Origin of the sequence: Winogradskyella luteola (assembly GCF_019203985.1) — a bacterium.
Taxonomy (GTDB): domain Bacteria; phylum Bacteroidota; class Bacteroidia; order Flavobacteriales; family Flavobacteriaceae; genus Winogradskyella; species Winogradskyella luteola.
Genome location: NZ_JAGSPD010000002.1, coordinates 31,570 through 56,347, shown reverse-complemented (window position 1 = coordinate 56,347; position 24,778 = coordinate 31,570). Strand labels below are relative to the sequence as shown.

Annotated in this window: 25 protein-coding genes; 15 read left to right on the top strand and 10 right to left on the bottom strand. The window is 34.1% G+C overall.

From position 1 onward, the window contains the following. Positions 1-2: 2 nt before the first annotated feature. Complete coding sequence (locus KCG49_RS02390; RefSeq protein ID WP_218544589.1) at positions 3-689, bottom strand: hypothetical protein; 687 nt, start codon at positions 687-689, stop codon at positions 3-5. A 354-nt stretch (positions 690-1,043) separates the two neighbouring features. On the opposite strand from KCG49_RS02390, the gene KCG49_RS02385 reads away from it, so the two are divergent. The 14 genes from KCG49_RS02385 to KCG49_RS02320 all read left to right on the top strand — a co-directional run bounded on the left by KCG49_RS02385 (position 1,044) and on the right by KCG49_RS02320 (position 11,216). Beyond that, positions 1,044-1,238 carry a hypothetical protein gene (locus KCG49_RS02385; protein ID WP_218544901.1) on the top strand — a complete coding sequence of 65 codons (195 nt, stop codon included), beginning with the start codon at positions 1,044-1,046 and terminating at the stop codon, positions 1,236-1,238. 71 nt (positions 1,239-1,309) lie between these two features. Further along, positions 1,310-2,950 carry a tetratricopeptide repeat-containing sensor histidine kinase gene (locus KCG49_RS02380; protein ID WP_218544588.1) on the top strand — a complete coding sequence of 547 codons (1,641 nt, stop codon included), beginning with the start codon at positions 1,310-1,312 and terminating at the stop codon, positions 2,948-2,950. 9 nt (positions 2,951-2,959) lie between these two features. Further along, positions 2,960-3,628, top strand: coding sequence for a response regulator transcription factor (locus KCG49_RS02375; protein ID WP_218544587.1), 669 nt, complete (start codon positions 2,960-2,962; stop codon positions 3,626-3,628). A 97-nt stretch (positions 3,629-3,725) separates the two neighbouring features. Continuing rightward, on the top strand, positions 3,726-3,908 hold the full coding sequence (locus KCG49_RS02370) for a YegP family protein (RefSeq protein WP_218544586.1): 183 nt from the start codon (positions 3,726-3,728) through the stop codon (positions 3,906-3,908). 90 nt (positions 3,909-3,998) lie between these two features. Then, positions 3,999-4,457, top strand: coding sequence for an SH3 domain-containing protein (locus KCG49_RS02365; RefSeq protein ID WP_218544585.1), 459 nt, complete (start codon positions 3,999-4,001; stop codon positions 4,455-4,457). Position 4,458: 1 nt separating this feature from the next. After that, on the top strand, positions 4,459-4,707 hold the full coding sequence (locus KCG49_RS02360; RefSeq protein ID WP_218544584.1) for a DUF4236 domain-containing protein: 249 nt from the start codon (positions 4,459-4,461) through the stop codon (positions 4,705-4,707). A 4-nt stretch (positions 4,708-4,711) separates the two neighbouring features. Further along, a complete protein-coding gene (locus KCG49_RS16385) occupies positions 4,712-5,014 on the top strand; it encodes an excalibur calcium-binding domain-containing protein (RefSeq protein WP_256259836.1) in 303 nt (100 codons plus the stop codon). Positions 5,015-5,020: 6 nt separating this feature from the next. After that, the gene (locus KCG49_RS02350; protein WP_218544583.1) at positions 5,021-5,413 is read left to right on the top strand and encodes a hypothetical protein; all 393 of its coding nucleotides are present in this window, start codon (positions 5,021-5,023) and stop codon (positions 5,411-5,413) included. Positions 5,414-5,415: 2 nt separating this feature from the next. Then, complete coding sequence (locus KCG49_RS02345; protein WP_218544582.1) at positions 5,416-6,678, top strand: ABC transporter permease; 1,263 nt, start codon at positions 5,416-5,418, stop codon at positions 6,676-6,678. 5 nt (positions 6,679-6,683) lie between these two features. Next, the gene (locus tag KCG49_RS02340; RefSeq protein ID WP_218544581.1) at positions 6,684-7,592 is read left to right on the top strand and encodes a hypothetical protein; all 909 of its coding nucleotides are present in this window, start codon (positions 6,684-6,686) and stop codon (positions 7,590-7,592) included. Between the two features lie 93 nt (positions 7,593-7,685). Further along, complete coding sequence (locus KCG49_RS02335; protein WP_218544580.1) at positions 7,686-8,189, top strand: thermonuclease family protein; 504 nt, start codon at positions 7,686-7,688, stop codon at positions 8,187-8,189. Then, entirely contained in the window at positions 8,186-8,557 is a 372-nt protein-coding gene (locus KCG49_RS02330; RefSeq protein WP_218544579.1) for a hypothetical protein, read from the top strand. The genes KCG49_RS02335 and KCG49_RS02330 overlap by 4 nt, the downstream gene beginning before the upstream one ends. A gap of 105 nt (positions 8,558-8,662) precedes the next feature. Next, the gene (locus KCG49_RS02325) at positions 8,663-10,552 is read left to right on the top strand and encodes a DUF294 nucleotidyltransferase-like domain-containing protein (RefSeq protein WP_218544578.1); all 1,890 of its coding nucleotides are present in this window, start codon (positions 8,663-8,665) and stop codon (positions 10,550-10,552) included. A gap of 1 nt (position 10,553) precedes the next feature. Next, positions 10,554-11,216, top strand: coding sequence for a 3'-5' exonuclease (locus tag KCG49_RS02320; protein ID WP_218544577.1), 663 nt, complete (start codon positions 10,554-10,556; stop codon positions 11,214-11,216). Positions 11,217-11,514: 298 nt separating this feature from the next. On the opposite strand, the gene KCG49_RS02315 is transcribed toward KCG49_RS02320, so the two are convergent. Both KCG49_RS02315 and aceB read right to left on the bottom strand, forming a co-directional pair. Beyond that, a complete protein-coding gene (locus KCG49_RS02315) occupies positions 11,515-13,146 on the bottom strand; it encodes an isocitrate lyase (RefSeq protein ID WP_218544576.1) in 1,632 nt (543 codons plus the stop codon). Positions 13,147-13,274: 128 nt separating this feature from the next. Next, complete coding sequence (aceB, locus tag KCG49_RS02310) at positions 13,275-14,873, bottom strand: malate synthase A (protein ID WP_218544575.1); 1,599 nt, start codon at positions 14,871-14,873, stop codon at positions 13,275-13,277. Positions 14,874-14,992: 119 nt separating this feature from the next. Here aceB and KCG49_RS02305 point away from each other — a divergent pair, with 119 nt between their 5' ends. Next, positions 14,993-16,471, top strand: coding sequence for a helix-turn-helix domain-containing protein (locus KCG49_RS02305; RefSeq protein ID WP_218544574.1), 1,479 nt, complete (start codon positions 14,993-14,995; stop codon positions 16,469-16,471). Positions 16,472-16,495: 24 nt separating this feature from the next. Here the strand turns inward: KCG49_RS02305 and KCG49_RS02300 are convergent, their stop codons facing one another. The 7 genes from KCG49_RS02300 to KCG49_RS02270 form a co-directional block, all read right to left on the bottom strand. Beyond that, positions 16,496-17,152, bottom strand: a complete 657-nt coding sequence (locus tag KCG49_RS02300) for an HAD family hydrolase (protein ID WP_218544573.1) — start codon at positions 17,150-17,152, stop codon at positions 16,496-16,498. A gap of 179 nt (positions 17,153-17,331) precedes the next feature. Then, positions 17,332-19,239, bottom strand: a complete 1,908-nt coding sequence (gene acs, locus KCG49_RS02295) for an acetate--CoA ligase (RefSeq protein WP_218544572.1) — start codon at positions 19,237-19,239, stop codon at positions 17,332-17,334. After that, positions 19,232-21,145, bottom strand: a complete 1,914-nt coding sequence (locus KCG49_RS02290; RefSeq protein WP_218544571.1) for an acetate--CoA ligase — start codon at positions 21,143-21,145, stop codon at positions 19,232-19,234. Before KCG49_RS02290 ends, acs begins: the two co-directional genes overlap by 8 nt. After that, a complete protein-coding gene (locus KCG49_RS02285; RefSeq protein ID WP_218544570.1) occupies positions 21,142-21,369 on the bottom strand; it encodes a hypothetical protein in 228 nt (75 codons plus the stop codon). The genes KCG49_RS02290 and KCG49_RS02285 overlap by 4 nt, the downstream gene beginning before the upstream one ends. A gap of 67 nt (positions 21,370-21,436) precedes the next feature. Further along, positions 21,437-21,799, bottom strand: coding sequence for a response regulator transcription factor (locus KCG49_RS02280; RefSeq protein WP_218544569.1), 363 nt, complete (start codon positions 21,797-21,799; stop codon positions 21,437-21,439). Between the two features lie 20 nt (positions 21,800-21,819). After that, complete coding sequence (locus KCG49_RS02275; RefSeq protein ID WP_218544568.1) at positions 21,820-24,510, bottom strand: sensor histidine kinase; 2,691 nt, start codon at positions 24,508-24,510, stop codon at positions 21,820-21,822. Then, complete coding sequence (locus tag KCG49_RS02270) at positions 24,503-24,697, bottom strand: hypothetical protein (RefSeq protein WP_218544567.1); 195 nt, start codon at positions 24,695-24,697, stop codon at positions 24,503-24,505. The genes KCG49_RS02275 and KCG49_RS02270 overlap by 8 nt, the downstream gene beginning before the upstream one ends. Positions 24,698-24,778: the final 81 nt, after the last annotated feature.

The window sequence follows — 24,778 nt, the reverse complement described above, 5'->3', positions numbered from 1 at the left end:
TTTTAATTGTATTCATTATTACAAATATATTTATTAATCATGTACTGTGTAATGGGCTTAAGTGTTTTACCTGTTTCTGGGTGTAAACCATGATCCGTAAAGAATTCGAGCTCTCTTTTAATATTTTTACCATACCAAACTCTTACACTTCCATCTGCGTTAAAAAATTCATAATCACAGTTTGGCTTTATTTTTTTAAAATTTTTTATTCTTTCTTCTTTATATAACTTAAGCTGTATAATATCATAATTTTCTAAGTCAAACTTAACTTCTATATAATGGTCTTTTTGCCAAACCATCCAACGCTGTCTTGTTACGGAATTATATATCAACAACCCTGTTATAATGACTAAAGAAATCATGATTGTAATCTTGTTTTTGCTTACAAACAACTTCACTTGACTTCCGCTAACTATTTCTCTTTCACTATTGGCATTTAAAAAATCTTTATAATCTTCATAACCCAAATAGTGGCTTAATGCTTCTTTCGCATGCTTTTTTAATCGAATTTTACTTTCAGGGTTATTAGTTGCAACTGCGTATTTATCCCTAAGGCTTTTTTCTCCATATTGTTCTCTACTATCTTCAAAAATAAAATCTGAAAGCAGCTTTGCCCTAGGTGAAACTCTATTTGTCTCTGTTTCTTTTTCAGCTTTCTCAAAAGCTTTTTTAAGTAGTTCGTTATGCATTTTATTAGGATTAATACATCTTAAAGTTACTAAATCATTTTTGGAAATAGTTTGGAAATTCTTTTCCAAAACCTTTCCTCATTATTTCCATAATTTCCAAAACAATCTTCCTTCATTTGTTTCAGAATTGTTAACCACCTTAGGCGTAATAAGGGTTACGAAATCAATTCTAAAATTGAGTTACAGTGTAAAATGATTTTACCAATTGGGAAGTAATAATTCACTTTTACTTCTGTACTCAACACTTCCCAGCGAGGAGCAATCTCTTCAAACATAGTTGGTGTTGCTAAGCAACAAAGCATCTGAGATAATCTCGGACAGCAACACTATTGTTCAATTCTAAAAACATATAAAATGAAGAAATTATTTATAATTCTGTTTACGGTTTTCCTCAATACAGCATTCTTTTCATGCAATCCTGAGAGTTTAACCGATGAAGTTGTACCACAAGCCTGTTGTGATGAGGGCGAAGATATTCCGCCACCTCCACCTCCACCTGATCCAGATCTACAAGATCCGCAAGATCCACAAGGCGGAACAGGCGGTTAATAAAAATTAGTTATTATTTTAGAGGAATGAAACCAATCAAAACTTCATTCCTCTTTTTTTTATCTTGTTCAATGACAATGTTTAGTCTATGCTTTCAAGAGGTTCATTCTCAAGATGAGTTAAATGATATTAATTATCGTGAATTAATTTTAAATCCAAAAAATGCTTCAGATTTAATTAAAGGTTATAGACACTTTTTAAACGCAAAAGAAGACAATCTAAAAAAGTTTGATACAATAAAAGCTGTGTATGATCTTCGTCTAATTTCAATAGCACTTAAAAAGAGAGGAATACTATCCGAAAGTGAAGAATATGCCATTGAAGCTTTAGAATTATTAGATAAGTATAATCGAAAAGACTCCATTGCAAATGAAGCTTATGTTGGATTAAACAATCACTTAGGATTAATAAATAAGGAATTGGAAAATTATGATAACGCTATTGACTATTTCAAAAAAGTAATTGCCTATGCAAAAGAAACCGAGAATAAGAATACCGGAATTAAAAATCTTGCAATGGTCTATTCCAAAAATAGGCAATATAAAAAAGCTATAAAAGGTTATTTAAGTATTATAGAATACACCAAAGAGAATGAATCTCAAATTAAATTGGCTAGATTATTAGATAATTTAGGTTCTGCACAGTCAAAAATTGATAACCCGCATGCGATATTAAACCTAAACGAAGCATTAAAAATAAGAATAGAAGCCAACCATTTTTCTGGAATAATAACCAGTTATTTACATTTAGCCGAGTACAATAAAAATAGAGGTAATATTGCAAAAGCGTTAGATTTTGCCGATAAAGCTGTAGAACTATCCCAAACTATCAAAAATGAATACTATGAGATGAATGCCCTTGCTTTTAAAATGACATTAAACAACGATAAGGAAATCGTAAGATATAAAATATTAAATGATAGTATTCAAAGTGCACAACAACAGTTTAAAAATCAATTCGCCTCAGACAAGTACGAAGTTGCCAAAGAAAAAAAACGTGCAGATAGAAACGAAATTTTAAAAGAAAAAGAGAGGTCAAAAAAAATTATATCTCAATCAATTGCTTTAATTGTTTTGATGCTTATGATATTTGTTGTGCTATGGTTAAAATCCAAACATAAAAAAGACAAAATCAAAGAAGCTTATCAAAAAGAAACAGAATTGTCTAAAAAGGTACATGATGAGCTAGCAAACGACATGTCCGATCTTATGAATTTTGTAGAAAAGGATATTGAGGTTACTGAAACCAAAAAAGCATTACTTTTAGACAACATCGAAGATATTTATTTGCGCACAAGAGATATCTCAACAGAAACTGGGAGTATCGATTTGTTAAATTTTCCTGACAGCATTAAGCATCTTTTGATGCAACATAACAAAAAAGATACAAAAGTGGTTACCAACGATATTAATGCAATAGATTGGCAAAACGTATCTGAATATAAAAAAGTAGTTATTTATAGGTGTCTACAAGAACTACTTGTAAACATGAAAAAACATAGTAAAGCCAAAGTGGTTAGTGTTGTTTTTAAGAATCGTAATAAAAAAAATGAGATTCGCTATGTAGATGATGGTGTGGGTTTTGATAGGGAAAAATCTAAACGTAATGGTTTGCTAAATGTGGAATCCCGTATAAAAGGTATAGGAGGTAGTTTTAATTTCACAACTTCAAAAGGAAATGGCTTTAAAGCCACTTTAGAGTTTAATAGTTAAATACTTCTTATGTTTCAAAACGTTTTAATTGCTGAAGATCAGAATACAATCAATAAAGGTGTAGAACGTACACTAAATGAATTAAGCATTCCAAATATTGTTACCACACAATATTGTGATGATGCACTTCTAAAAATAAGATCAGCTATAAATTCAGATATTCCATTTGATCTTTTAATTACAGATCTATCCTTTAAGGCCGATCATAGAGAGAGGCAATTAACCTCTGGCGAGGAATTAATAAAGGCTGTAAAAACTATCCAACCCAACTTAAAGATTATTGTGTTTTCCGTAGAGCATCGTATTGGCAAAATCAAGAACCTTATAGACACCCACAATGTAGATGCTTATGTTGAAAAAGGACGTGAGGAATCAAATGATTTAAAAAAAGCGATTCGAGCTGTATTGGAAGGTAATAGATATTGCTCTTACAATGTTGAACAGCTACTTCGTAATGTTGATGATATTTCACAGACCGATCAATATGATGAACTATTATTACAACTCTTAGCCAAAGGTCTAAAAAGAGAGCAAATTGCCAATTACTTTCAGGAAAAAGACTTCCCTGCACGTAGCCTTAGTAGTATTGAAAAACGTATTAATAAGCTCAAAGTACTTTTTGACGCACATACTTCCGAACAGCTTGTTGCTATTGCCATTGACAGAGGTTTAATCTAATTTATTAACTATTATTTTATTGAACTGTGGTATACCGTAAGGAATAGCAGTGCTATGGTTTTAGATTTGGGTATTATTAATAAAAAAATTTATAACAATGGGATACCCGAAATTTGTAATTAGAAAAAGTAGTAATGGAAAATTTTATTTCAATCTACATGCAGTAAACACAAAGGTTATTGCAACAAGTGAAATGTATGAATCTAAAGGTGCATGTGAGAATGGAATCGACTCAGTCAAAACTAATGCCCCGATTGCAGAAACTGATGATCAGTCATAATGATATTTTCTTCGAAGTTTCAAGCCTTACGGAATTCCGTGAGGCATTGTTTTTTATTGAGTTTATGTTTGAAATCTAAAACAAACTATTATGAAAGTCTACTTTTTTGCTTTGTTACTAATTATAGGTTACTCAAATTGTTATAGTCAATCAAATAAAACCGAATTAATTGCCTCTTGTTGTGAAGAAGGTCGAGGATGCAAAGGTTCTGCATACTCTACAGCGTGTAAAAACTGTACAGGGTGCAAGCATTGTGCAAAAAATGGTGGAACTTGTGGAGTGTGTAGTTCTAGTAATACAAAAAAAAGAAGCTCATATAAATCATCAACAAATACAAAACTCAATTTTAAAAAGGGAGATGCTCTATATGCAATGTCTAACTCATTGAATCTTCGAGAAGGACCAGGTACTCAGTATAAAATTATAGAAAAATTAAAAAAGCACTCAGAAGTGGAATTATTAGTAATCAAAGGTTCTTGGCTAAAAGTGAAAGTTAAAACTTCAAAAGCTATTGGATATGTATATGCAAAATACTTAAGATTAAACTAATATGGGCTTTAGGTTTCAAAAACGAATAAAGCTAGGAAAACGGTTTGGCATTAACATTAGCAAATCTGGTATTACACCGAGTTACAGAACCAAAAAGGGGTCATTGAGTTCTAAAGGCTATTCTATAAATACTGGGATACCTGGATTAAATTATAGAAAAACATTTTCTAAATCGTCTAAAAGTGGTTGTTCAATTTTTGTACTAATAGCAATGAGTTCTACAATAATACTATTGATAATTAAAATTTAAATATATGGGCTACAGAAAAGGATATTATAAAAAAGATGGAACATATGTTCAAGGTCACTATGTTGATTCAAGAAGTAAAAAATTTTACAGTAAAAAAAGTAAAGGAGGATGCTTAACCACCATGTTGCTATTAATATTATTTGTTTTTATTTCATGTACAGATGATGACTCTGACTGTAGTAGTAAAACATGCTCTGATTTTACAACCCAATCAGAAGCCCAATCATTATTTGATAGTGATAGAAGTTGCTACGAAAACCTAGATGCTGACAATGATAATATTGCTTGCGAAAATTTATCAAATTAAATCCCTATGATCTCTACTGAATTAAAAAGTCATTTTTTAAGACTATATATAATCGCGTTTTCAGATGACAATTTTGATGTTCTAGAAATGCAGATGCTTTATAGGTTTGCACAAGAGCGTGGTGTTACCAAAGAACAACTTGACAATATACTTTTAAACCCTTCTCATAAGCCAAGTATACCTGAAACACTTGAAGAAAAAATAGAGTACCTATATGATTTAGCACTTATGATTTGGGCAGATAGTGTAGTTACAGATGATGAAAAGGTTACACTTAAAAAGTACTGTCTGAAATTTGGTTTTATAGAAGAAAACATAGAGGAACTATGTCAATTCCTTTTAGATAATGCCAAGGAAAAATTACCAAAAGAAAAACTACTTGAACTCTTAAAAGAATAGTCATGAGCCCATTAAAAAAAATCTTCAAGCTAAAAAACAAAAAGCCACAGAATATCGAAAAAGAATCTGAAGAAGATATCAAAAAGATAAAACTCACTTTTTTTGAAAGTGGTTATGGTTCATCTAAACAAGCCGAAGGTAATCATAGAGTATTTAAAGCATGTCTTCAAGATGTATACATGGATTACAAAGGCAAGTGTCGAGAAAATGAAAAACTTCAGAATGAGTTAAAATCACCTTATGTTGAAGAAAAAGGAAAACAAGAGATAGAATTAAAAAAACGTAAAACCGCTCTAGCCCTATTTGAAGAGTCGTTGACTAAAAAAGAACAAAAAATAATATCGCTTAAAAATGATATGGTAGAAGTAAAAAGAAATCCTGAAAAATATGGGCTTGAAGTTGATAAAAAACCAAAAGCACAATTCTATTTAGGGTTAATAGTACTAGTGCCAATTACATTTTATCTTTTAGTTTTTTATATATCTGCATCATTTTCCGCTTTCTTTAAGAACTTCGATACTGACGAATTAACGTCTGCTATATTTGATGGGCATGCACTTTCAAAGGCAATTCAAGATGGTTGGTTAGAAGGTGTGTTTGTAGCTACAATTCCTTTTGCTTTTATGGGGTTAGGTTACTTAATTCATATGTTTCAAAAGCATAAAAATTGGCTTTCTTATTTCAAAATTGCTACGCTATTTATTGTCACATTCATATTTGATGCAATTCTAGCATATCAAATAGAAAAGAAAATTTATGAAATTCAAAAAACACCTGACTCGCCAGCGTTTAACTTATCTATAGCTTTTTCATCAGTCGAGTTTTGGGGAATCATTTTTGCGGGTTTTATTGTTTATATAATCTGGGGATTAGTATTTGACTTCATTATGAAAGAGTATGATAATTTTGATAAAATAAAGTCTTTTATAAAAACCAAACGTGAAGATATTATGAATAGTCAATCTAATATTTCAAAAATAACTCAAAAACTTAGTCCATTAAAGGAAGAAATTTCAGGCATTGAAGGCAAAATTGACGATTTACAAAGAACGATTGATGGTTTCGTATTTTCAAATAAGCATTACCTAACCTACCATGCAGAATATGTAAAAGGATGGTTTTTAGCTATTACTGATAATTTTGATGCATTAAAAAGACGAGAGGAATTGTTGTCAAAATGCCAAGAAGTGGAACTAAAACATTTACAAGAACATAATATTGATAATGAAGATTACGAAGGCAGATTATACAAACTTGTAAATTGAAAATTATGAAATTTTTCCACTTATTAATATCATTAACTCTAATACTCACTTCTTGCAAAAGTGACGAAGACGAAACAAAGGGTAAATCAATAACCATTGAAGAAGAAACAATAAAACTCTCACCCAAAAGGCCTAACTTAAACATTAGTATTCTACTAGATTTATCAGATAGAATCAATCCAAAAAAGTATCCCAATCCAGCTATGGAATATTTTGAAAGAGATCTAGGTTATATACATTCTATTGCTAAAAGCTTTGAATGGCATGTTAGGAATAAGAGAAGCATAAAAATCAATGACCATATTCAACTTTACATAGATCCTGAACCATCTGATAGTAATCTTAACGAAAAGATTAATTCCTTAAATATAACTTTCACAAAAAACAATGCTAAGCGAGAACTAATAATGAAAACCTCAGCCTTATATGATAGTATTTCAAAGCAAATTTATAATTCTGCAATTGAAGACAACAATTATGTAGGCTCAGATATATGGGGCTTTTTTAAAACAAATGTGGAAGATTTCTGTATACAAGAAAACTATCGTAATATTCTAGTAATATTAACTGATGGCTATCTATACCACAAGTACTCTAAACTAAAAGAAGGTAACCTAACATCATATTTAACTCCTCAGAATATTAGAAGTTTTCAATTAAACAAACTTGATTGGGAGGATAAAATAAAAAATAAAAACTTTGGCTTTATAGCTACAAGAGACAACTTAGAGGAATTAGAAGTCTTAGTTTTGGGAATTAATCCTGATTCAAAAAATCCATACGAACAAGATGTTATACTTCGATATTGGACAGATTGGTTAACTAAAATGAACGTAAAAGATTTTGAAATCAAAACTGCTAGTTTACCTGCGAACATGGATAAAATAATAAAAGAGTATATATTTAAAGAATAATAAAATAGATGCAAATTAGAGAATACGTAACTTTACAAAAAACAAGAATGAATATTAATGAAACTCAGATACGAGTTCCTGTAGAGTAATTGTATGTATAAATACTGGTTAGTTTTCTTATTTCTAATAATTGTCACATTTAGTAGTACTTATAAATCAACTAAAAAAGAAACTATCATTGGTAAAGTGGTTGGGATAACAGATGGTGATACCTTCAAACTTCTAACTAAAGACTCCATATTAATAAAAGTAAGATTAGCCAATATTGACTGCCCAGAACGTAAGCAACCCTTTTCAACTAAAGCCAAGCAATTTGTATCTAAAGCTATCTTCAGTAAAATTGTAAAATTAAATATACTAAAAAAGGACAGGTATAGACGTTATATCAGCAACGTTATATATGATGATTCTTTAAGCCTATGTCATGAGCTTGTAAAAAATGGTTTGGCTTGGCATTATAAAAAGTATTCAAAGGATTCTATTTTACAAGCTTTGGAAGATAATGCCAGAAAGAATAAGCTAGGACTTTGGCAAGATAAAAATGCTGTGGCACCTTGGGAATGGCGAGATATAAAGAAGAAAAAATCTAAAGGATGAAATCGCTTAAAATAGTTGTTCTGTATATAATATTCTCTCTAGGATACTGTATATCTGCACAAACAGTTTACACAACTAAAACTGGTGAGAAATACCATAAAAGTAATTGCCACTATCTAAAATATTCAAAGAAGGAAATCAAATTAGATAAAGCCAAAGCATTGGGCTTTAGCGCTTGCAAAGTATGTAAACCAACAGAGAGTAACACAAAAAAGAAATCAAATAATACCTCTTTAACTTCAAAAAAAGAAAGCAAAACCGCTACTTCAAAAAAAGTAGTCGCAAGTCAATGCACTGGAAAAACAAAAGCCGGCAAACAATGTAAACGAAAAACAAAAAATGCAAGTGGTCGATGTTATCAGCATTGACAAATAGTTCTTATAATTTTATAACTAAACAAATAACTATACCATTTTACCAACTATATGACCTTTCTCATATAATCACCATCATTTTTTAGTTAAATTGCTACAATGAATACCATTGCAGAGCGTATATACGATTATTTAAAGGCCTTTCCTCCGTTCAACTTGCTTAATAGGGAACAGCTCTTAGCAATTTCTCAAGCTGTGGATGTCATATATTTAGAGCAAGACCAATACCTTTTTGAAATTGGCCAATCTGTTGAAAATCATTTTTATGTGGTGCGCGATGGTGCGATTGGGCTATTTAGAGCCAATGAAAGCTTAGTGGATGAATGCGACGAGGGCGATATTTTTGGCTTACGTGCCCTACTCCGCCAAGGTGTCTATAAACTCAATGCTAAAGCCATAGAAGAAAGTATTGTGTATAGTATTTCCTCAGAATTGTTGGACACCTACATCACTACAAATGCAGATGCCAGTCAGTTTTTAATGGCAAGTTTTGCTTCCAATACTAGGGTAAAAAGCGCTGACAATGAAGATTTTATCGATACCCTTAATCGCTCAACAGAATATACTTATTTGCAAACTGCTGATTATTCTAAAAATCCCATAACCTGTACTCCCAACACTACAGTTAAGGAGGCAGCACATATTATGACGGGCAAACATGTAGGTTCTATCGTCATTGTTGATAAGGCTAAACCTATAGGCATTATAACGGATAAGGACCTTAGAACCAAAATCGCCACAGGAAAGTACCACATCGAGGATTTGGTATCATCCATTATGTCGTCACCCGTAAAGACGTTTCCAGAAAACATCACCATTGCAGAAGCTCAAATTGCCATGCTCAAAAATAAAATCACACATCTATGCATTACAAAAGATGGCACCAATACTTCTGAACTGACTGGTATTTTATCAGAACACGATATTATTGTCCTACGGGAAAACAATGCCTCTGCACTGATTAAAGAAATTAAACGCAGTCATTCTGCCAAGCAACTAAAAGCTATAAGGCAGCGTACAGAACAGCTCTTGCAGCGTTACCTCGAACAAAATATTCCCATAGATTTTGTATCAAGACTTATCTCCGCCATCAATGATGCTATAGCACAGAGAATCATTACGCTCGAATTATTGCAAATGCCAACACCAACTACAACTAGATTTGCCTGGTTGGCCATTGGCAGCCAAGGACGACAAGAGCAATTGCTATTGACCGACCAAGATAATGCCTTGGTATTTGAGGATGTACCAAAAGAAAACCATGAACAGACCAAAACCTATTTTTTAAATCTATCAAAGAAAATCAATTCGGCATTGGCAACCGTCGGTTTTGAGCTTTGCCCAGCGGAAATGATGGGCAGTAATCCCAAATGGTGCCTTTCTGTATCGGAATGGTCGCAACAATTTAAGCGTTGGATTACAACACCAGATCAGGACAATCTTATGCTTTGCACTATTTTTTTTGATTATGAACACGTCTATGGTGATAAAGATCTGGTGAATCAACTCTCAGAAAGTATTTTTAACACCATTTATGCCCATGACATCTTTTTAACTTATTTGGGTAGAAACGCCCTTCAAAATCCACCTCCGTTGAGTTTCTTTAGACAGTTCTTGGTGGAAGATAATGGCGAACACAAAGACCAATTTGATATTAAAGCACGTGCCATGATGCCTTTAGTAGATGCGGCAAGGCTATTGATACTTTCACACAATATAAAGTCCGTAAATAACACCTTGGGACGTTATGAAAAATTAGCGGAGTTAGAACCGCAAAACAAAGACATCTATCAGTTTTGCATAGAATCCTTCAAAAACTTGCTGAGATTTAGGACGGAACAGGGCTTGGCCACTAACGATTCAGGAAGGTTTATAGATTTAGAATCCTTGAACAAAGGAGACCGACTACGATTAAAGCGAAGTTTTAAAGCGGTTAAATCTGTACAAGAATTGATTAAAACACGTTTTAAACTATCTCAATTACTATAGTATGAACTGGTTTAAACAAAAATCATATCCAAGATTTTGGGATGTATATATGTCTCATTTTTCAAAGTTACAAGAGCAAAACCCCAAAGCCATAAGATTTGTGGTTTTTGACACCGAAACCACAGGGTTGCATATTAAAAATGATAGAATATTATCTATAGGCTGTATAGCCATAGAAAATCTTCAAATAAAAGTAGCCGATCAATTAGAGTGCTATTTAAAGCAAGAGCAGTTTAATGCCGAAACAGTAAAAATTCATGGATTGCTTAAACAAGGAAAGCTTACTAAAATTGAAGAATCTGAAGCTATGGAACGATTCCTAGCCTATATAGAAAATGCAGTTTTAGTTGCTCATCATGCGGCATTTGATATCGCTATGATTAATAATGCTTTAAAAAGATTGAATCTTCCAAAATTGAAAAACAAAGTCTTGGATACAGGACATTTATTTCAAAAAACAAAGCTAGACACCAGTAAATCACATTTCAGTTTAGATGAACTTTCAAAACGTTTTCATATTCCTCTGCACGATAGGCATACGGCTTCTGGTGATGCTTATATTACGGCGTTATTATTTTTGAAGTTATTATCTAAATTAAATACAAACTCTGAATTAACATTGAGACATTTAGAACGTCCAAATAATCGTGTTGGGTTGATATAAGATTATTCTTGAGTTACGTTTCAGCTAACTCCTGTTTTTAATTTTAACCATAGCCAGAAATAAAATTTTCGTATTTTATAATCACTCCAACTCACATAACGGTTGTGTTTCTGCCAGAAAAACAAAAGTTATTTTATATATTGTCTATCCGAAAGAGAACGGAAAAAGACTTTTACACAAATCTAAAACCCAAGGGGTTTTGTATTAAAAAACACACCCAAATTTGAGTGTGTTTTCTACTAACTAAAATTAATAAACAAAACAGATTATTGTCTATCGCAACGGACGTGTTATCCGATTAAGCCACTACGCTTAATTTCTTTTTTACCGTATTGTTTTTTGATGTTGTATCAAACTGATTTGATGTGTTTTTGGCACCACCGGCTTTTAAAGCTTTTTCACCTGCAAAGAAGGTTTTATGGTCATCACCCAAATCAGATCCCGCCATACGCTGATGTTTAACACAGGATACACTTTTTCGAATTTCTTGGCGCTGCACACCCTTTACATAAGCCAGCATACCTTCTTTACCAAAATAACCTTCGGTTAAATCGTTCATATGTAATGCTGTTGTGTGGTATGTTGGCAGAGTAATCAAGTGGTGAAATATGCCAGCTTCCTTAGCACCATCGAGCTGAAAGGTTCTAATTTTTTCATCAGCACGAAAGCTTAATTCCGTAGTATCGTAAGATACATTCATTAAATCATTTTTGTCGTAAGCCGTCATATTTTCTCCTTCAGCAAGCATCTCTTCATAAGCCTGATTACGGAAATTTAGGGTCCAATTAAATGATGGTGAATTATTATAAACCAGTTTGGCATGAGGCACCACAGCTTTTACACGATTCATCATAAGTGCAATTTGCTTTACGTTTGGTGTTGGTGTTTCAATCCAGAGTAAATCGGCACCATTTTGTAAACTGGTAATACAGTCGAGCACCACACGATCAATATTGGTACCATCTCTAAATTTATATAGACCATTTGGTAAACGCTTTGGACGCATTAATTTACCATCGCGCTTTAATAACACATCATCTTCTCTGGCTTCATTAATAGTAATTTCCTCCGCATCAACAAATGCTAAATACTGAGAAGCTAAATCACCTGGTGTTTTGCTTACTGGTAATTTTTGGGTTAAACCTGCACCTTCAGAATCTGTACGTGCTACAATAATTCCATCATCAATACCCAATTCCAAAAAGGCATAACGCACAGCATTGAGTTTTGCAATAAAATCTTCATGCGGAACAGTGACTTTACCGTCTTGATGACCACATTGCTTGGCATCGGAGACCTGATTTTCAATTTGTATAGCACAAGCACCAGCCTGAATCATTTTTTTAGCCAATAAATAGGTGGCTTCCTCATTTCCAAAACCAGCATCTATATCTGCAATTATCGGAACAACGTGTGTTTCAAAATTATCAATTTGATCCTGTACATCTTCCCCACTCTCTAATCTCCTAAACAAATCATTCAATTCCGTTGCATCAGCCTGACGTAAAAAATCATAAATTTCCTCAATTAATGCAGGTACAGCAGTCTTCTCGTGCATGGACTGATCTGGTAATGGCCCGAATTCTGAGCGTAGCGCTGCTACCATCCACCCCGAAAGGTACAAATAACGTTTACTTGTGGTGGTGTGGTATTTTTTAACGGCAATCATTTTTTGTTGTGCCACAAAGCCATGCCAGCACCCAAGAGATTGTGTGTATTTTGAGTTATCGGCATCGTATTCTGCCATATCCCTACGCATTATAGCTGCCGTATATTTAGCAATATCCAACCCTGTTTTAAAACGATTCTGGGTCGCCATTCTTGCAGCGTTTAGAGGATTGATGGTTGCCCAAGTGTCACCATATTTTGCCTTGAGATCTTTTACAGTTTGCAAAGCTGAGGCATAGTTGCCTTGTGGTAAATTTTTCATAATTTTGAAATGTATTAATGATGTAATTAGATTTAATATGAATCCCGTATAATGTTGCCGCATTAGCGGGATTTTTTGTTTTATTTCTACAATCTGAATACAATGAGAGTATTCAAAAAAGATCTAGCTTATAATTGCCGATACGCCGATGTGGTTAAAAACTCTTCAAACTCAGTTTGTGTCACCAATTGCTCGAAAAGACCAATCGCTTCTGAAAATTTAGTGCTTTCCATACGCTCCTCTCCCACTTCAGTGATGAGTTTTTCAACCTCATCATTAAACAGCTCATCAAAAAGTGCTTTATTGAAAACACGACCATCCTCCAAAGATGCCTCATTCTTTAACCATTGCCATATCTGGGTTCTCGAAATTTCTGCGGTGGCCGCATCTTCCATAAGATTATAAAGTGCTACAGCACCATAACCCCTCAGCCAAGCTTCTATATACAGAATGCCCACATTAATATTTTTTCTAATACCCGTTTCTGTTATGGTTCCTTTTGGTAATCGTACCAAATCAGCTTCTGTAACATTAACATCGTCTCGCTTTCTAAACATCTGATTTGGGGTTGGCATGTACTTATCAAATTCTTTCATTGCGACCTCCACCAATGCAGGATGCGCAACCCAAGTACCATCGTGCCCATTTTTAGCCTCACGTTCCTTATCTAAGCGAACTTTTTCCAAAGCCTCTTCATTTGCTTTGGGATTATGCTTTATTGGAATTTGTGCGGCCATACCTCCCATAGCATGGATTCCACGCTTATGGCACACTTGAATAACCAAGTTTGAATATGCTGCCATAAAAGGTGTCGTCATCGTCACCTGATCTCTATTGGGCACGATAAACCCTTTATGATTTCTAAACTTTTTAATGTAAGAGAAGATGTAATCCCATCGACCACAATTCAATCCAACGATATGGTCTTTAAGCTCATATATAAATTCGTTTAACTGAAAGCTCGCCGTAATTGTTTCAATCAATAATGTGGCTTTAAAAGTACCATTGGGCACTTTGAGATATGATTGGGCAAATTCAAATACGGTATTCCACCATCTTGCCTCCAGATAATGCTCTAATTTTGGTAAATAGAAATAAGGTGCAGTACCGTTTTCCATTAGAATTTTTGTATTATGAAATACGTACAGACCAAAATCGAAAAGGCTACCAGAAACTTCCTCTCCATCTACCAAAACATGTCTTTCATTTAAGTGCAACCCTCTGGGTCTAACTAAAAGTACTGCCGTATCGTCATTTAACTTGTAGTGCTTTCCTCTTTTTTTGTCAATTAATTCTATGTTTTTGGCATTTGCATCCAACAAATTCTGTTGACCTTCAACAGTATTAGACCAACTGGGCGCATTGCTATCCTCAAAATCGGCCATAAATGTTTTGGCACCTGAGTTTAGAGCATTGATTACCATTTTGCGATCCACAGGACCAGTAATCTCCACCCTTCTATCTAGCAGGTCTTCAGGAATATTATCCACAGACCAATCACCCATCCTCACATCCGCAGTTTCTCTAGAAAATTCAGGGAAGTTACCTTTATCAAAATAAGCCTGTTGCTTTTTTCGTCTGTCTAATAAATCTAGTCGTTGTTCATTGAACTTTATATGAAGTTCTTTAATAAACTGTAAGGCATCTTCTGTTAGAATATTTGGGTAGTACCGATTAACTTCTTTTGAAAACGTTACTTGATCTGGTGTTGTGATAATGAATTCCATAATAATTTATTTTGATGAAACAATATTACAACAAGTTTTTAAAAAAAACAAGCGAACGTTCGCTAAATATTATTTTTCGCAAAATACACTTATTCGCAAATAATGTTATATTTGTAAATATGGAACAAGATTATATTAAGCTAATATTTGGTTTAAAATTGAAGCAAATCCGTACAGATCGTGGGCTATCACTATTTGGGCTATCTAAGCTATCGGGATTATCTAAATCGTATTTAAATGAAATTGAAAAGGGAAAAAAATATCCTAAACCCGATAAAATTGCTTCATTGTCCGAGCACCTAGAAGTAGAATATGATGATTTGGTATCTCTGAAATTAGATAAAAACCTAGCTCCTATTGGTGAAATTTTACAATCGAAATTACTAAAGGAAATTCCCTTGGAGTTATTTGGTATTCAAGAAAGCAACCTTATAGATATTATTTCTAACGCACCTCAGAAAGTAACAGCTTTTATTAGTACGATCATAGAAATTGCCAAGAACTACAACTTTAGTAAAGAAAGTTTTTATTTAGCATCTGTAAGGTCTTTTCAAGAAGCCAACAATAATTATTTCAGTGATTTGGAATCGTCAGTTCTAACGTTTGCAAAAGAGTATCAAATCGATTTATCACAGAAAATTAAAACCCAAGATTTAGAGGATATCCTGATTGAAGAATACAATTACACCATAAATAATGATGAGCTAGAACTCCATAGTGAGTTGGAAAATCTTAGATCTATTTACATTCCCAAATCAAGAACACTGTTGATTACAAAAAGCATTGACGATTCGCAACGTGCCTTTATCTACGCCAAAGAGCTGGCTTACAATTATTTGAAAATAACCGAGAGACTCTATACATTCTCATGGATTAAGTTTGATAGTTTCGACGAAGTCCTGAACAATTTTTATGCGTCCTATTTTGCTGGCGCACTGGTTATACCAAGGGAAAGCCTAGTTAAAGATTTAAAACAGTTATTCTCCCAAAAGCGTCTCGAAACTAAGAGCTTTCAATCTTTATTGGAAAAATATAACGCTTCGCCTGAAAGTGTTTATCAACGACTAACCAACATTCTCCCTAAGGATTTCAAATTAAAAAATCTATTCTTTTTAAGATTCTCATACAAGGCGGATACAGATCATTTTTCTTTAAACAAGGAATTGCATTTAACCAAACAGCAATCTCCGAGAGCTAGTGAAACCAACGAATTTTATTGTAGAAGATGGATTTCCGTAAAAGTCCTCGAAGCTATTGACCAGCACAAATCCGAGCACGAGTTTGGTATTCAAATATCAAATTACACCTCAGAACATAAGCAATACTTAGTCTTGGCGTCAGCAACAAAAGATCCTTTTAAAGACAATCGCTACAGAAGCATTTCGATCGGTATTGAATTAAATTCGCAATTAGAGCGTAAAGTAAATTTCATAAAGCATAAAAGCATAAAAACCATTGATGTTGGCGTCACCTGTGAACGTTGCCCAATATTGGATTGTGAATTAAGAAAAATAGAACCCATAGTATTGCAAGCCAAACAAAAAGAGGATAAAACCGCAAATGTAGTTGCAGGGATTACAAAAAAATATAGCTCTTAATATATTGTGTACCAGAGTAGAACATTAAACCAAATGCAAGGCCTCATTAAAATAAATATCATTAAAGTTTAAAATCACCATATCTGCTTTAGAATAATCCTGGTTTGACGAATGCGGACTCTTAAAGCCCACACAAAAAATACCTGCTCGGTGCGAAGCTAAAATTCCATTGGTGGAATCTTCAATCACCATACATTCAGACTTAGAAAACCCTGTATGCTCCGATGCTTTTTCAAAAATTTCGGGATGTGGTTTTGATTCTTTTAGATCTGCCCCACTGAATTTCCCCATAAAGTATTGGTTGAGATCAAACCTCTCAAAAATACGATCAATATTAGGCATGGATGCCGAAGACGCCACAACAAGCTTTAAACCATTGTTAAAATAATTCTTAATCAAATCCAAAACCCCATCAATGAGCTGCAAGTCTGTATCGTTATCAAATAAATATTTGAAATGCAATCGTTTTTGTTTTACAAGATATTCTGGTGTGTAATTTAACTGGAAATGATTGACAATTCGTCTGCAAATATTGATCGTTGATTGCCCAGTAAACGACGTGTAAAGGTCTTCATCTACACTGATATCCACATCATGGAACATCTTAAAGTAGGCTTTTCGATGCAGTGGCTCTGTATCTACAATAACACCATCCATATCAAACAAAACGGCTTTTAGCATAAGTCTTGGAATTTTATGCTAAAATATGTGTTATAGTCGTAAGTGCTTAGAAAATACAATAAAAGTTATGGTTATTGTACGCTGACATTAGGAAGTCCCAATAATCATAAATAATCGGAAGTTGAAATCCAATAGCGTTCTAGAGATCAACTTCCGATGTTGAAATATGAGTTAAAATACTACAAAACGTTATCCATAATCTCCTTTACCACTTCTGGGTTTAGCAATGTACTGGTATCACCTAGATTACCGGTATCTTTTGATGCTATTTTTCTTAAAATACGTCTCATTATTTTACCAGATCGTGTTTTTGGCAGCCCTGTTGTAAATTGAATCTTATCAAGTTTCGCAATGGGCCCTATACGGTCGGTTATCAATTGATTGATTTCCTTCCTCACATTATCATGATCCCTAGTTTCACCAACATCTTTTAATGTAATGTAACCGTACAACGCATTTCCCTTAACATCATGTGGAAAGCCAACAATGGCAGATTCTGCAACCGCATTATGCTCATTGATAGCATCTTCAATTGGTGCAGTCCCTAAATTATGACCCGAAACAATAATAACATCGTCCACCCTACCTGTGATTCTATAATAACCAACTTCATCACGCAAAGCACCATCACCAGTAAAATACATATTCTCATAGGCAGAAAAATATGTGTCTTTATAGCGTTGATGATTGCCCCAAATTGTTCTAGCCATAGAAGGCCAAGGAAACTTAATGCATAAACGACCATCTACCTGATTCCCTTTTATTTCTTGTCCATTTTCGTCCATTAATGCAGGCTGAATTCCGATAAAAGGTAGTGTAGCATAAGTGGGCTTTGTCGGAGTAGAAAATGGTATTGGTGTTATCATAATACCACCTGTTTCGGTTTGCCACCATGTATCTACAATCGGACTCCTCTTCTTCCCCACATTATCATTATACCAATGCCAAGCCTCTTCATTTATTGGCTCACCAACAGATCCTAAAACCTTTAATGACGATAAATCGTATTTGTCCACTAATTCAGTACCATGCTTTGCCAAGGCTCTAATCGCTGTTGGCGCTGTATAAAACTGATTGATCTTATGCTTTTCTACAATATCCCAAAAGCGTCCAAAATCTGGATAACTCGGCACACCTTCAAACATTACAGTTGTCGCACCGTTAATTAGCGGCCCATAAACAATGTAACTATGCCCTGTAATCCAACCTATATCCGCAGTACACCAATAAATATCGTCTTCATTATACTGAAAAACATTTTTAAATGTATAAGCCGTGTAGACCATATAACCTGCTGTAGTGTGCATCATACCTTTTGGCATCCCCGTAGATCCTGAAGTGTATAAAATAAATAAGGGATCTTCTGCATCCATTACGACGGCACTATAATCCTTATAGGCCTCATCCAATAAAGGCTGCAACCAATGGTCTCTTCCTTTCTTCATATTAATCTCAGAATTAATGCGCTTAGCCACTAATACAGATTCCACACCAGGACAATCCTGTAATGCTTCATCTACAATACCTTTTAAATCAATAGTTTTTGAACCTCTATATGAGCCGTCAGATGTAATCACCATTTTGGCATCACAATCATTAATTCGGGTTGATAATGCTGTTGCTGAAAAACCAGCAAAGACTACCGAATGTATCGCCCCAATTCTAGCACAAGCCAATACCGACACTGCCAATTCGGGTATCATCGGCAAATAAATACAGACACGATCTCCTTTCTTTATACCTTTATCATGTAACACATTTGCGAACTTGCACACGCGTTCGTGCAATTGCTTGTAAGTGATATGTTGAGCAGGATCGTTAGGGTCGTTAGGTTCAAAAAGAATTGCTGTTTTGTCACCGCGCGCATGTATATGCCTATCCAAGCAATTTTCTGTAATGTTAAGCTGAGCACCTTCAAACCACTTGATCTCAGGCTTGGAAAAATCCCAGCTTAAAACTTTATTCCATTTTTTTCGCCAATAAAAATGCTCTTCGGCAATTTCTTCCCAGAATACTTCTGGATTAGATGTTGATTTTCTGTACACTTGAAAATATTCCTCAAAGTGTTTAATATGATAATTACTCATGATTGATTATATTTTTATGTATTCCTATTTGATTCGATTTATAGACAGATTCAATTTCTGAAATAATGGTAGCATCATCAATAGTAGATGGCACATTATATTCTAATTCATCTGAAATATTCCTCAGTAATTTACGCAAAATTTTTCCAGAACGTGTTTTTGGTAAACGCTTCACAACGAGGACATCTTTTAATGAAGCTACTGCACCAATTTCATGACGTACATCCTTGATCACTTCTTTTGAAATTAAGGATTCATCATGGTTTTCACCTGTTTTTAACACCACCAACCCTAAGGGTTTCTGACCTTTTAGATCGCAATGCACACCAAACACAGCACATTCTGCTACTGCTTTATGAGATGCCACGACTTCCTCCATTTCTGCCGTAGACAAACGATGCCCTGCAACATTGATAATATCATCAACACGACCTGTAATAAACACATAACCATCTTCATCTTTATAACCTCCATCACCTGAAAAATAAAATCCCGGAAACTTGCTTAGGTAGCCCGATTTAAATCGTTCTGGATTTCCCCAAAGATTTAGTAGACATCCTGGTGGCAATGGCAATTTCACGGTAACGTAACCTTCCACTCCAGCTTTAACCGCTATGCCTTCTTCGTTTAAAATTTGAATATCGTAACCACAAACAGGCATGGAAGCTGAGCCCGGCTTTACTTCCATAAGCTCAACACCTACCATATTGGCCAACATTGGCCAGCCACTTTCAGTTTGCCACCAATGGTCAATAACCGGTACTTTTAGATGTTGTTTTGTCCAACTCAAAGTAGCGGCATCGCAACGTTCACCTGCTAAAAACTGATACTTGAGTGATGACAGATCGTACACCTTAATGAATTCTCCATTTGGGTCTTCCTTTTTAATAGCCCTAATCGCTGTTGGCGCAGTAAACATTACTTTGACCTTATGTTCACTAATGACACGCCAAAATGTGGAAGCATCGGGTGTTTTAATTGGTTTACCTTCAAAAAGCACAGTTGTATTTCTATTTAAAAGTGGACCGTACACAATATAACTGTGCCCAACGACCCAACCCACGTCACTAGCAGCCCAATATACATCCCCTTCTTCAACACCATAAACATGTTTCATAGAAAACTTCAATGCCGTAGCATAACCACCAGAATCTCTAATAATACCTTTTGGCTTTCCTGTTGTTCCTGATGTGTATAAAATATATAATGGATGATTGGATGTCACAGCTACAGGCTCAATAGCTACTGATTTAGATACCAATTCCGTGTAATCAACATCGTAAGACTGATATGGTATGTCCACACCTAAATTTCTATCAAAAACTATAACATGTTCTGGTTTATGATTCGCCAAGGCAATCGCTTCATCTACGTATGGTTTGTACGGAATAATACGTTGAATTTCTATACCACTAGACGCAGTAATAATTGCTTTAGGTTTGCAATCGTTTATGCGAATTGCCAGTTCGTGTGGAGCAAATCCACCAAACACTACGGAATGAACAACACCTAGCCTTGCACAAGCTAACATTGCATATAAAGCCTGTGGAATCATTGGCATATAGATGATACAGGTATCGCCCTTTTTTAAACCCAAAGTTTGTAAACCATCTGCAAGTTTAGAAACTTCTTCATGAAGTTTATAAAATGTGATATGCTCTTTTGTATTGGTAACTGGTGAATCGTAAATTATAGCATTCTGGTTGCCAAAACCATCTTCTATGTGTTTGTCTATACACAAATAGCTAACATTTAGTTTTCCGTCCTGAAACCATTGCGGGTAATCGTATTTGTCAACTCCTAAAATCGTTGATGGCTGTTTATACCAAGCTAATCTCTCCGCTTGCTCTTTCCAAAATGATTCTGGGTCAGTAATACTTTTTTGATATAATCCTTGGTAATTCATGACTTCGATTTTTTAGAATTAAACAATCCAAACCAATTCGGATTCAATATTTTGAGCTTTATCAAGGCCCAGATTATCACAACAAAGCATACACCAATAACAAGAGACTCTAATGCACCTGTTGCAGTTTCACTTTCTAATTTAAAACGGAAATATAAGGTAACAATAACGTATAGACTGATAATGATATCAGACGTTAATGCATTAATTTGTAGACGTTTCATTTTAATATACTTTAATTAAACATTGTTTATTTGCACACAAAACCAATATTTATTAAAGTTGAAATTATTAAGCGATCAGCTCTTTAATTTCTGAAACTATTTTTTTTACTGAAAACGGCTTGGTTAAATATTTATCTGCTCCAAGTTTTAAGCCTTTTTCAATATCTGAAGCTTTATTTTTTGCCGTTAAGAATACGACTTTTGTATTCTTTAACTTATTGTTTTCTTTAATTAATTTAAGTGTTTGATAACCATCTACTTTAGGCATCATAACATCTAGCATTACAACATCTGGAACAACATCTTCTAAAATCTCTAGAGCCTCACTTCCATCTCTTGCAATATACACTTCAAAATTATGTTTTTTGAATGTGTATTCTAATGTCATTACTATGTTGGGCTCGTCATCGACGATTACAATTTTCTTCATTTTTCAAACACAATTACAATTTACTCAAAAGGTAGCTTAAAACCAAAGGTTACACCACTTTTTTGATTATTTTTTACCCAAATTTTACCATTATGGTTTTCTACTATTTTCTTGGAAATGGCCAAACCCAATCCGCTACCCTCAGGTTTTATGGTATTTTGATTTTTTGATTGATAAAATTTATCAAAAACAAAAGGTATATCTTCTTCTGGAATTCCTTTACCGTTGTCTTTTATTGAGATTTCCAAGAAGCCTTCGTCGTACTTATAATCTGCAATAATCTTACCTTTTTTTGGCTCAGTGAATTTTAAGGCATTTGAAATTAGATTGGTCAATACCTGTACAATGCGGTCTTCATCATACTCAGCATAAAAATCACTTTTATTAGAGTGAACTATTTTCACTCCTCTTTTTTGAGCCATGTGGTTAAAGCTATCTATTGTCTTTTTAATAGTTTTTCTAATGTTGTACTTAGAAATGTTTAGCTGTGTTCTTCCCGTAGAAAGCTTTTCAAAGTCCAAAATATTATGAATCAATCTAGATAGGCGATCACTGTCTTGCAACATATTTTTTAAAAACTGAGTTTTTATTTCACTTGGCATATCGTCTTCATCATCCATTAATAACTCTGTTGTTGCTCTTATTCCTGTGATTGGTGTTTTTAGTTCGTGAGCTACAGTATCTAGGAATTCATCCTTTTGTTTATCCTTTTCTATAAGTTCTTCATTGGCTTCTTGAAGCTGATCGGTTAATTTAGTCAACTCTTCAGATTTTTCTTTGAGCAGTTTATTACGAGCAATGGTTTCTTTAGATTCTTCAAGAATTTTCAAAACTTCAACTAAGCTGACTTCATCTTCTTTAACCACACTAGAAATTAATATTTTAGCAGAGGCACTACCTATACTTCCCGTAAGTAATTTTTCAGAAAAATTTATCAATCTGGCATCTGCCATTTGTGTGTCTAACGGTAAGTTGTACTTTCTGAAAAATAGATTTAATGCACGTTCCGTTCTGGCTTCCCCTAGAAACTTTACAAGCACTTTTTTAATATCAGCAACATAAGCTTCACCTTTCCAGACCAGAGCTCCATCTTGTAAATCTGTATAATTTTTACTATCTACGTACATTTCAGCATAATTACGTTCACGGTAATTACCTTTTACAATAACAGAAAACGTCACATAACAAATAAGATTCACCAACAAACTCCAAAAGAACGCATGTGTTGGCGGACTTAAAAAATCAATGCCAAAAAGTGCATGTGGCCGTAGAGCTTCAATGCCATTGAGTCCATATTGCATAAAATCTGCGGAACCTGTAAATGCCTGAATGGAAAATGGCAATATCAAAGTGTAAAAAACAACGCTCAGCCCAGCTATAATTCCAATAATCGTCGCCTTTGACGACCCACGATTCCAAAACAACCCTATAAAAAATGATGGTGCCAGCTGTGCAATAATGACAAATGCCATTAATCCAATAGAATATAATGACAGCTCATAAGAAAAATTAACATAAAACGCATAAGCTATTAGAATGATGGAAAATATGGAAATCCGCCTGATATTTTTAATATACTTAGCATTACGCTCTGGATGGCTTTTTACGAAACGATCTAGAAAACCGTACGGAATCACTAAGTTGTTACTTACCATTGTAGAGAGTGCCAAAGTGGCTACAACAACCATGGAGATAACAGCCGAAAATCCACCAAGAAATACTAAAACCGATAAAAACGTATTGCCGTTTTTCAATGGTAAGAGCAATGCATAATATTCGGCTTGATCTGCATTGCCAATAGTTAAGTTACCTGCCCAAGCTATAAAAATGACAAAGATATTAAACAGTAATAGGTACAAAGGAAACATCCAAATGGCATTTTTTAAGTGCTTTTCTCTAACGTTTTCCACAACTGAAACTTGAAATTGACGCGGCAATAAAAAGATAGCCATGAATGACAACATAATGGTATACAACCAATTGAAACCTTTTTCAAACCCGCTGATTGTGGTCAACGATTTAAAATTGGCAGATTGTGACATTTTGGAATAAATATCCTCCGTGCCATCAAATAAAACATAAGTAACGTAAATGCCAACAAAAAGAAAAAACACCAGTTTTAAAATAGATTCTATGGCCACGGACACAACTATACCTTTGTGCTTTTCGGAAGCGTCAGTTGTTTGGGTTCCGAAAAAAGTCGCAAATATGGCCAATAAAACGGCAATATAAAATGTAGAATCATCATATACGGAAGTTGACACATAGCTTGTGTCATCTGATAAAATTTGAAATGTTTCTGATACTGCTTTTAACTGTAATGATATATAAGGCACAATGCCCAATAAACAGACTACAGTAACCAATGCTCCCAGAAACCTGTTGTTGCCATATCGCAATGAAATAAAATCTGCAATAGAGCTGATCTTATGTTGCCGCGATATACGTATTATCTTTTTTAGTAATATTATCCAAAGTGGTGCAGCTATTACTGGCCCGAGATAAATGGGCAAAAAATCAATTCCGGAATTAGCTGCAATTCCTACACTGCCATAATACGTCCAAGCTGTGCAATATACGGCAAGTGATAAAGTATAGACTACAGAATTGTTTACCCATTTGCTTTTTGAGTTTTTTTCAGCAATAAAAGCAATGAAAAATAGGGCTATAAGATAGCAGATAATAATTAAAAACAGAACATAGTTACTCATAATGGCGCTTTAAAACTACATAGGATATTATTATGACAACTAACCAAATACCAAAAATTGAGAAATACAATGTTGGGATTCCAAAGACAGCACCTTCTGTATTGAAAACCAATAAAAATGGAATATTCATAACAATAAATGCTACAATAGAAAGGATAATCAGTTTCTGTTCGTGTCTCTTTTTCATTTTAGTTCAAAATGTATATTCTTCTAATAACGTGATTAATATATAAATGAATCACTCAGCATTATTTTAAGCATTCTAAAA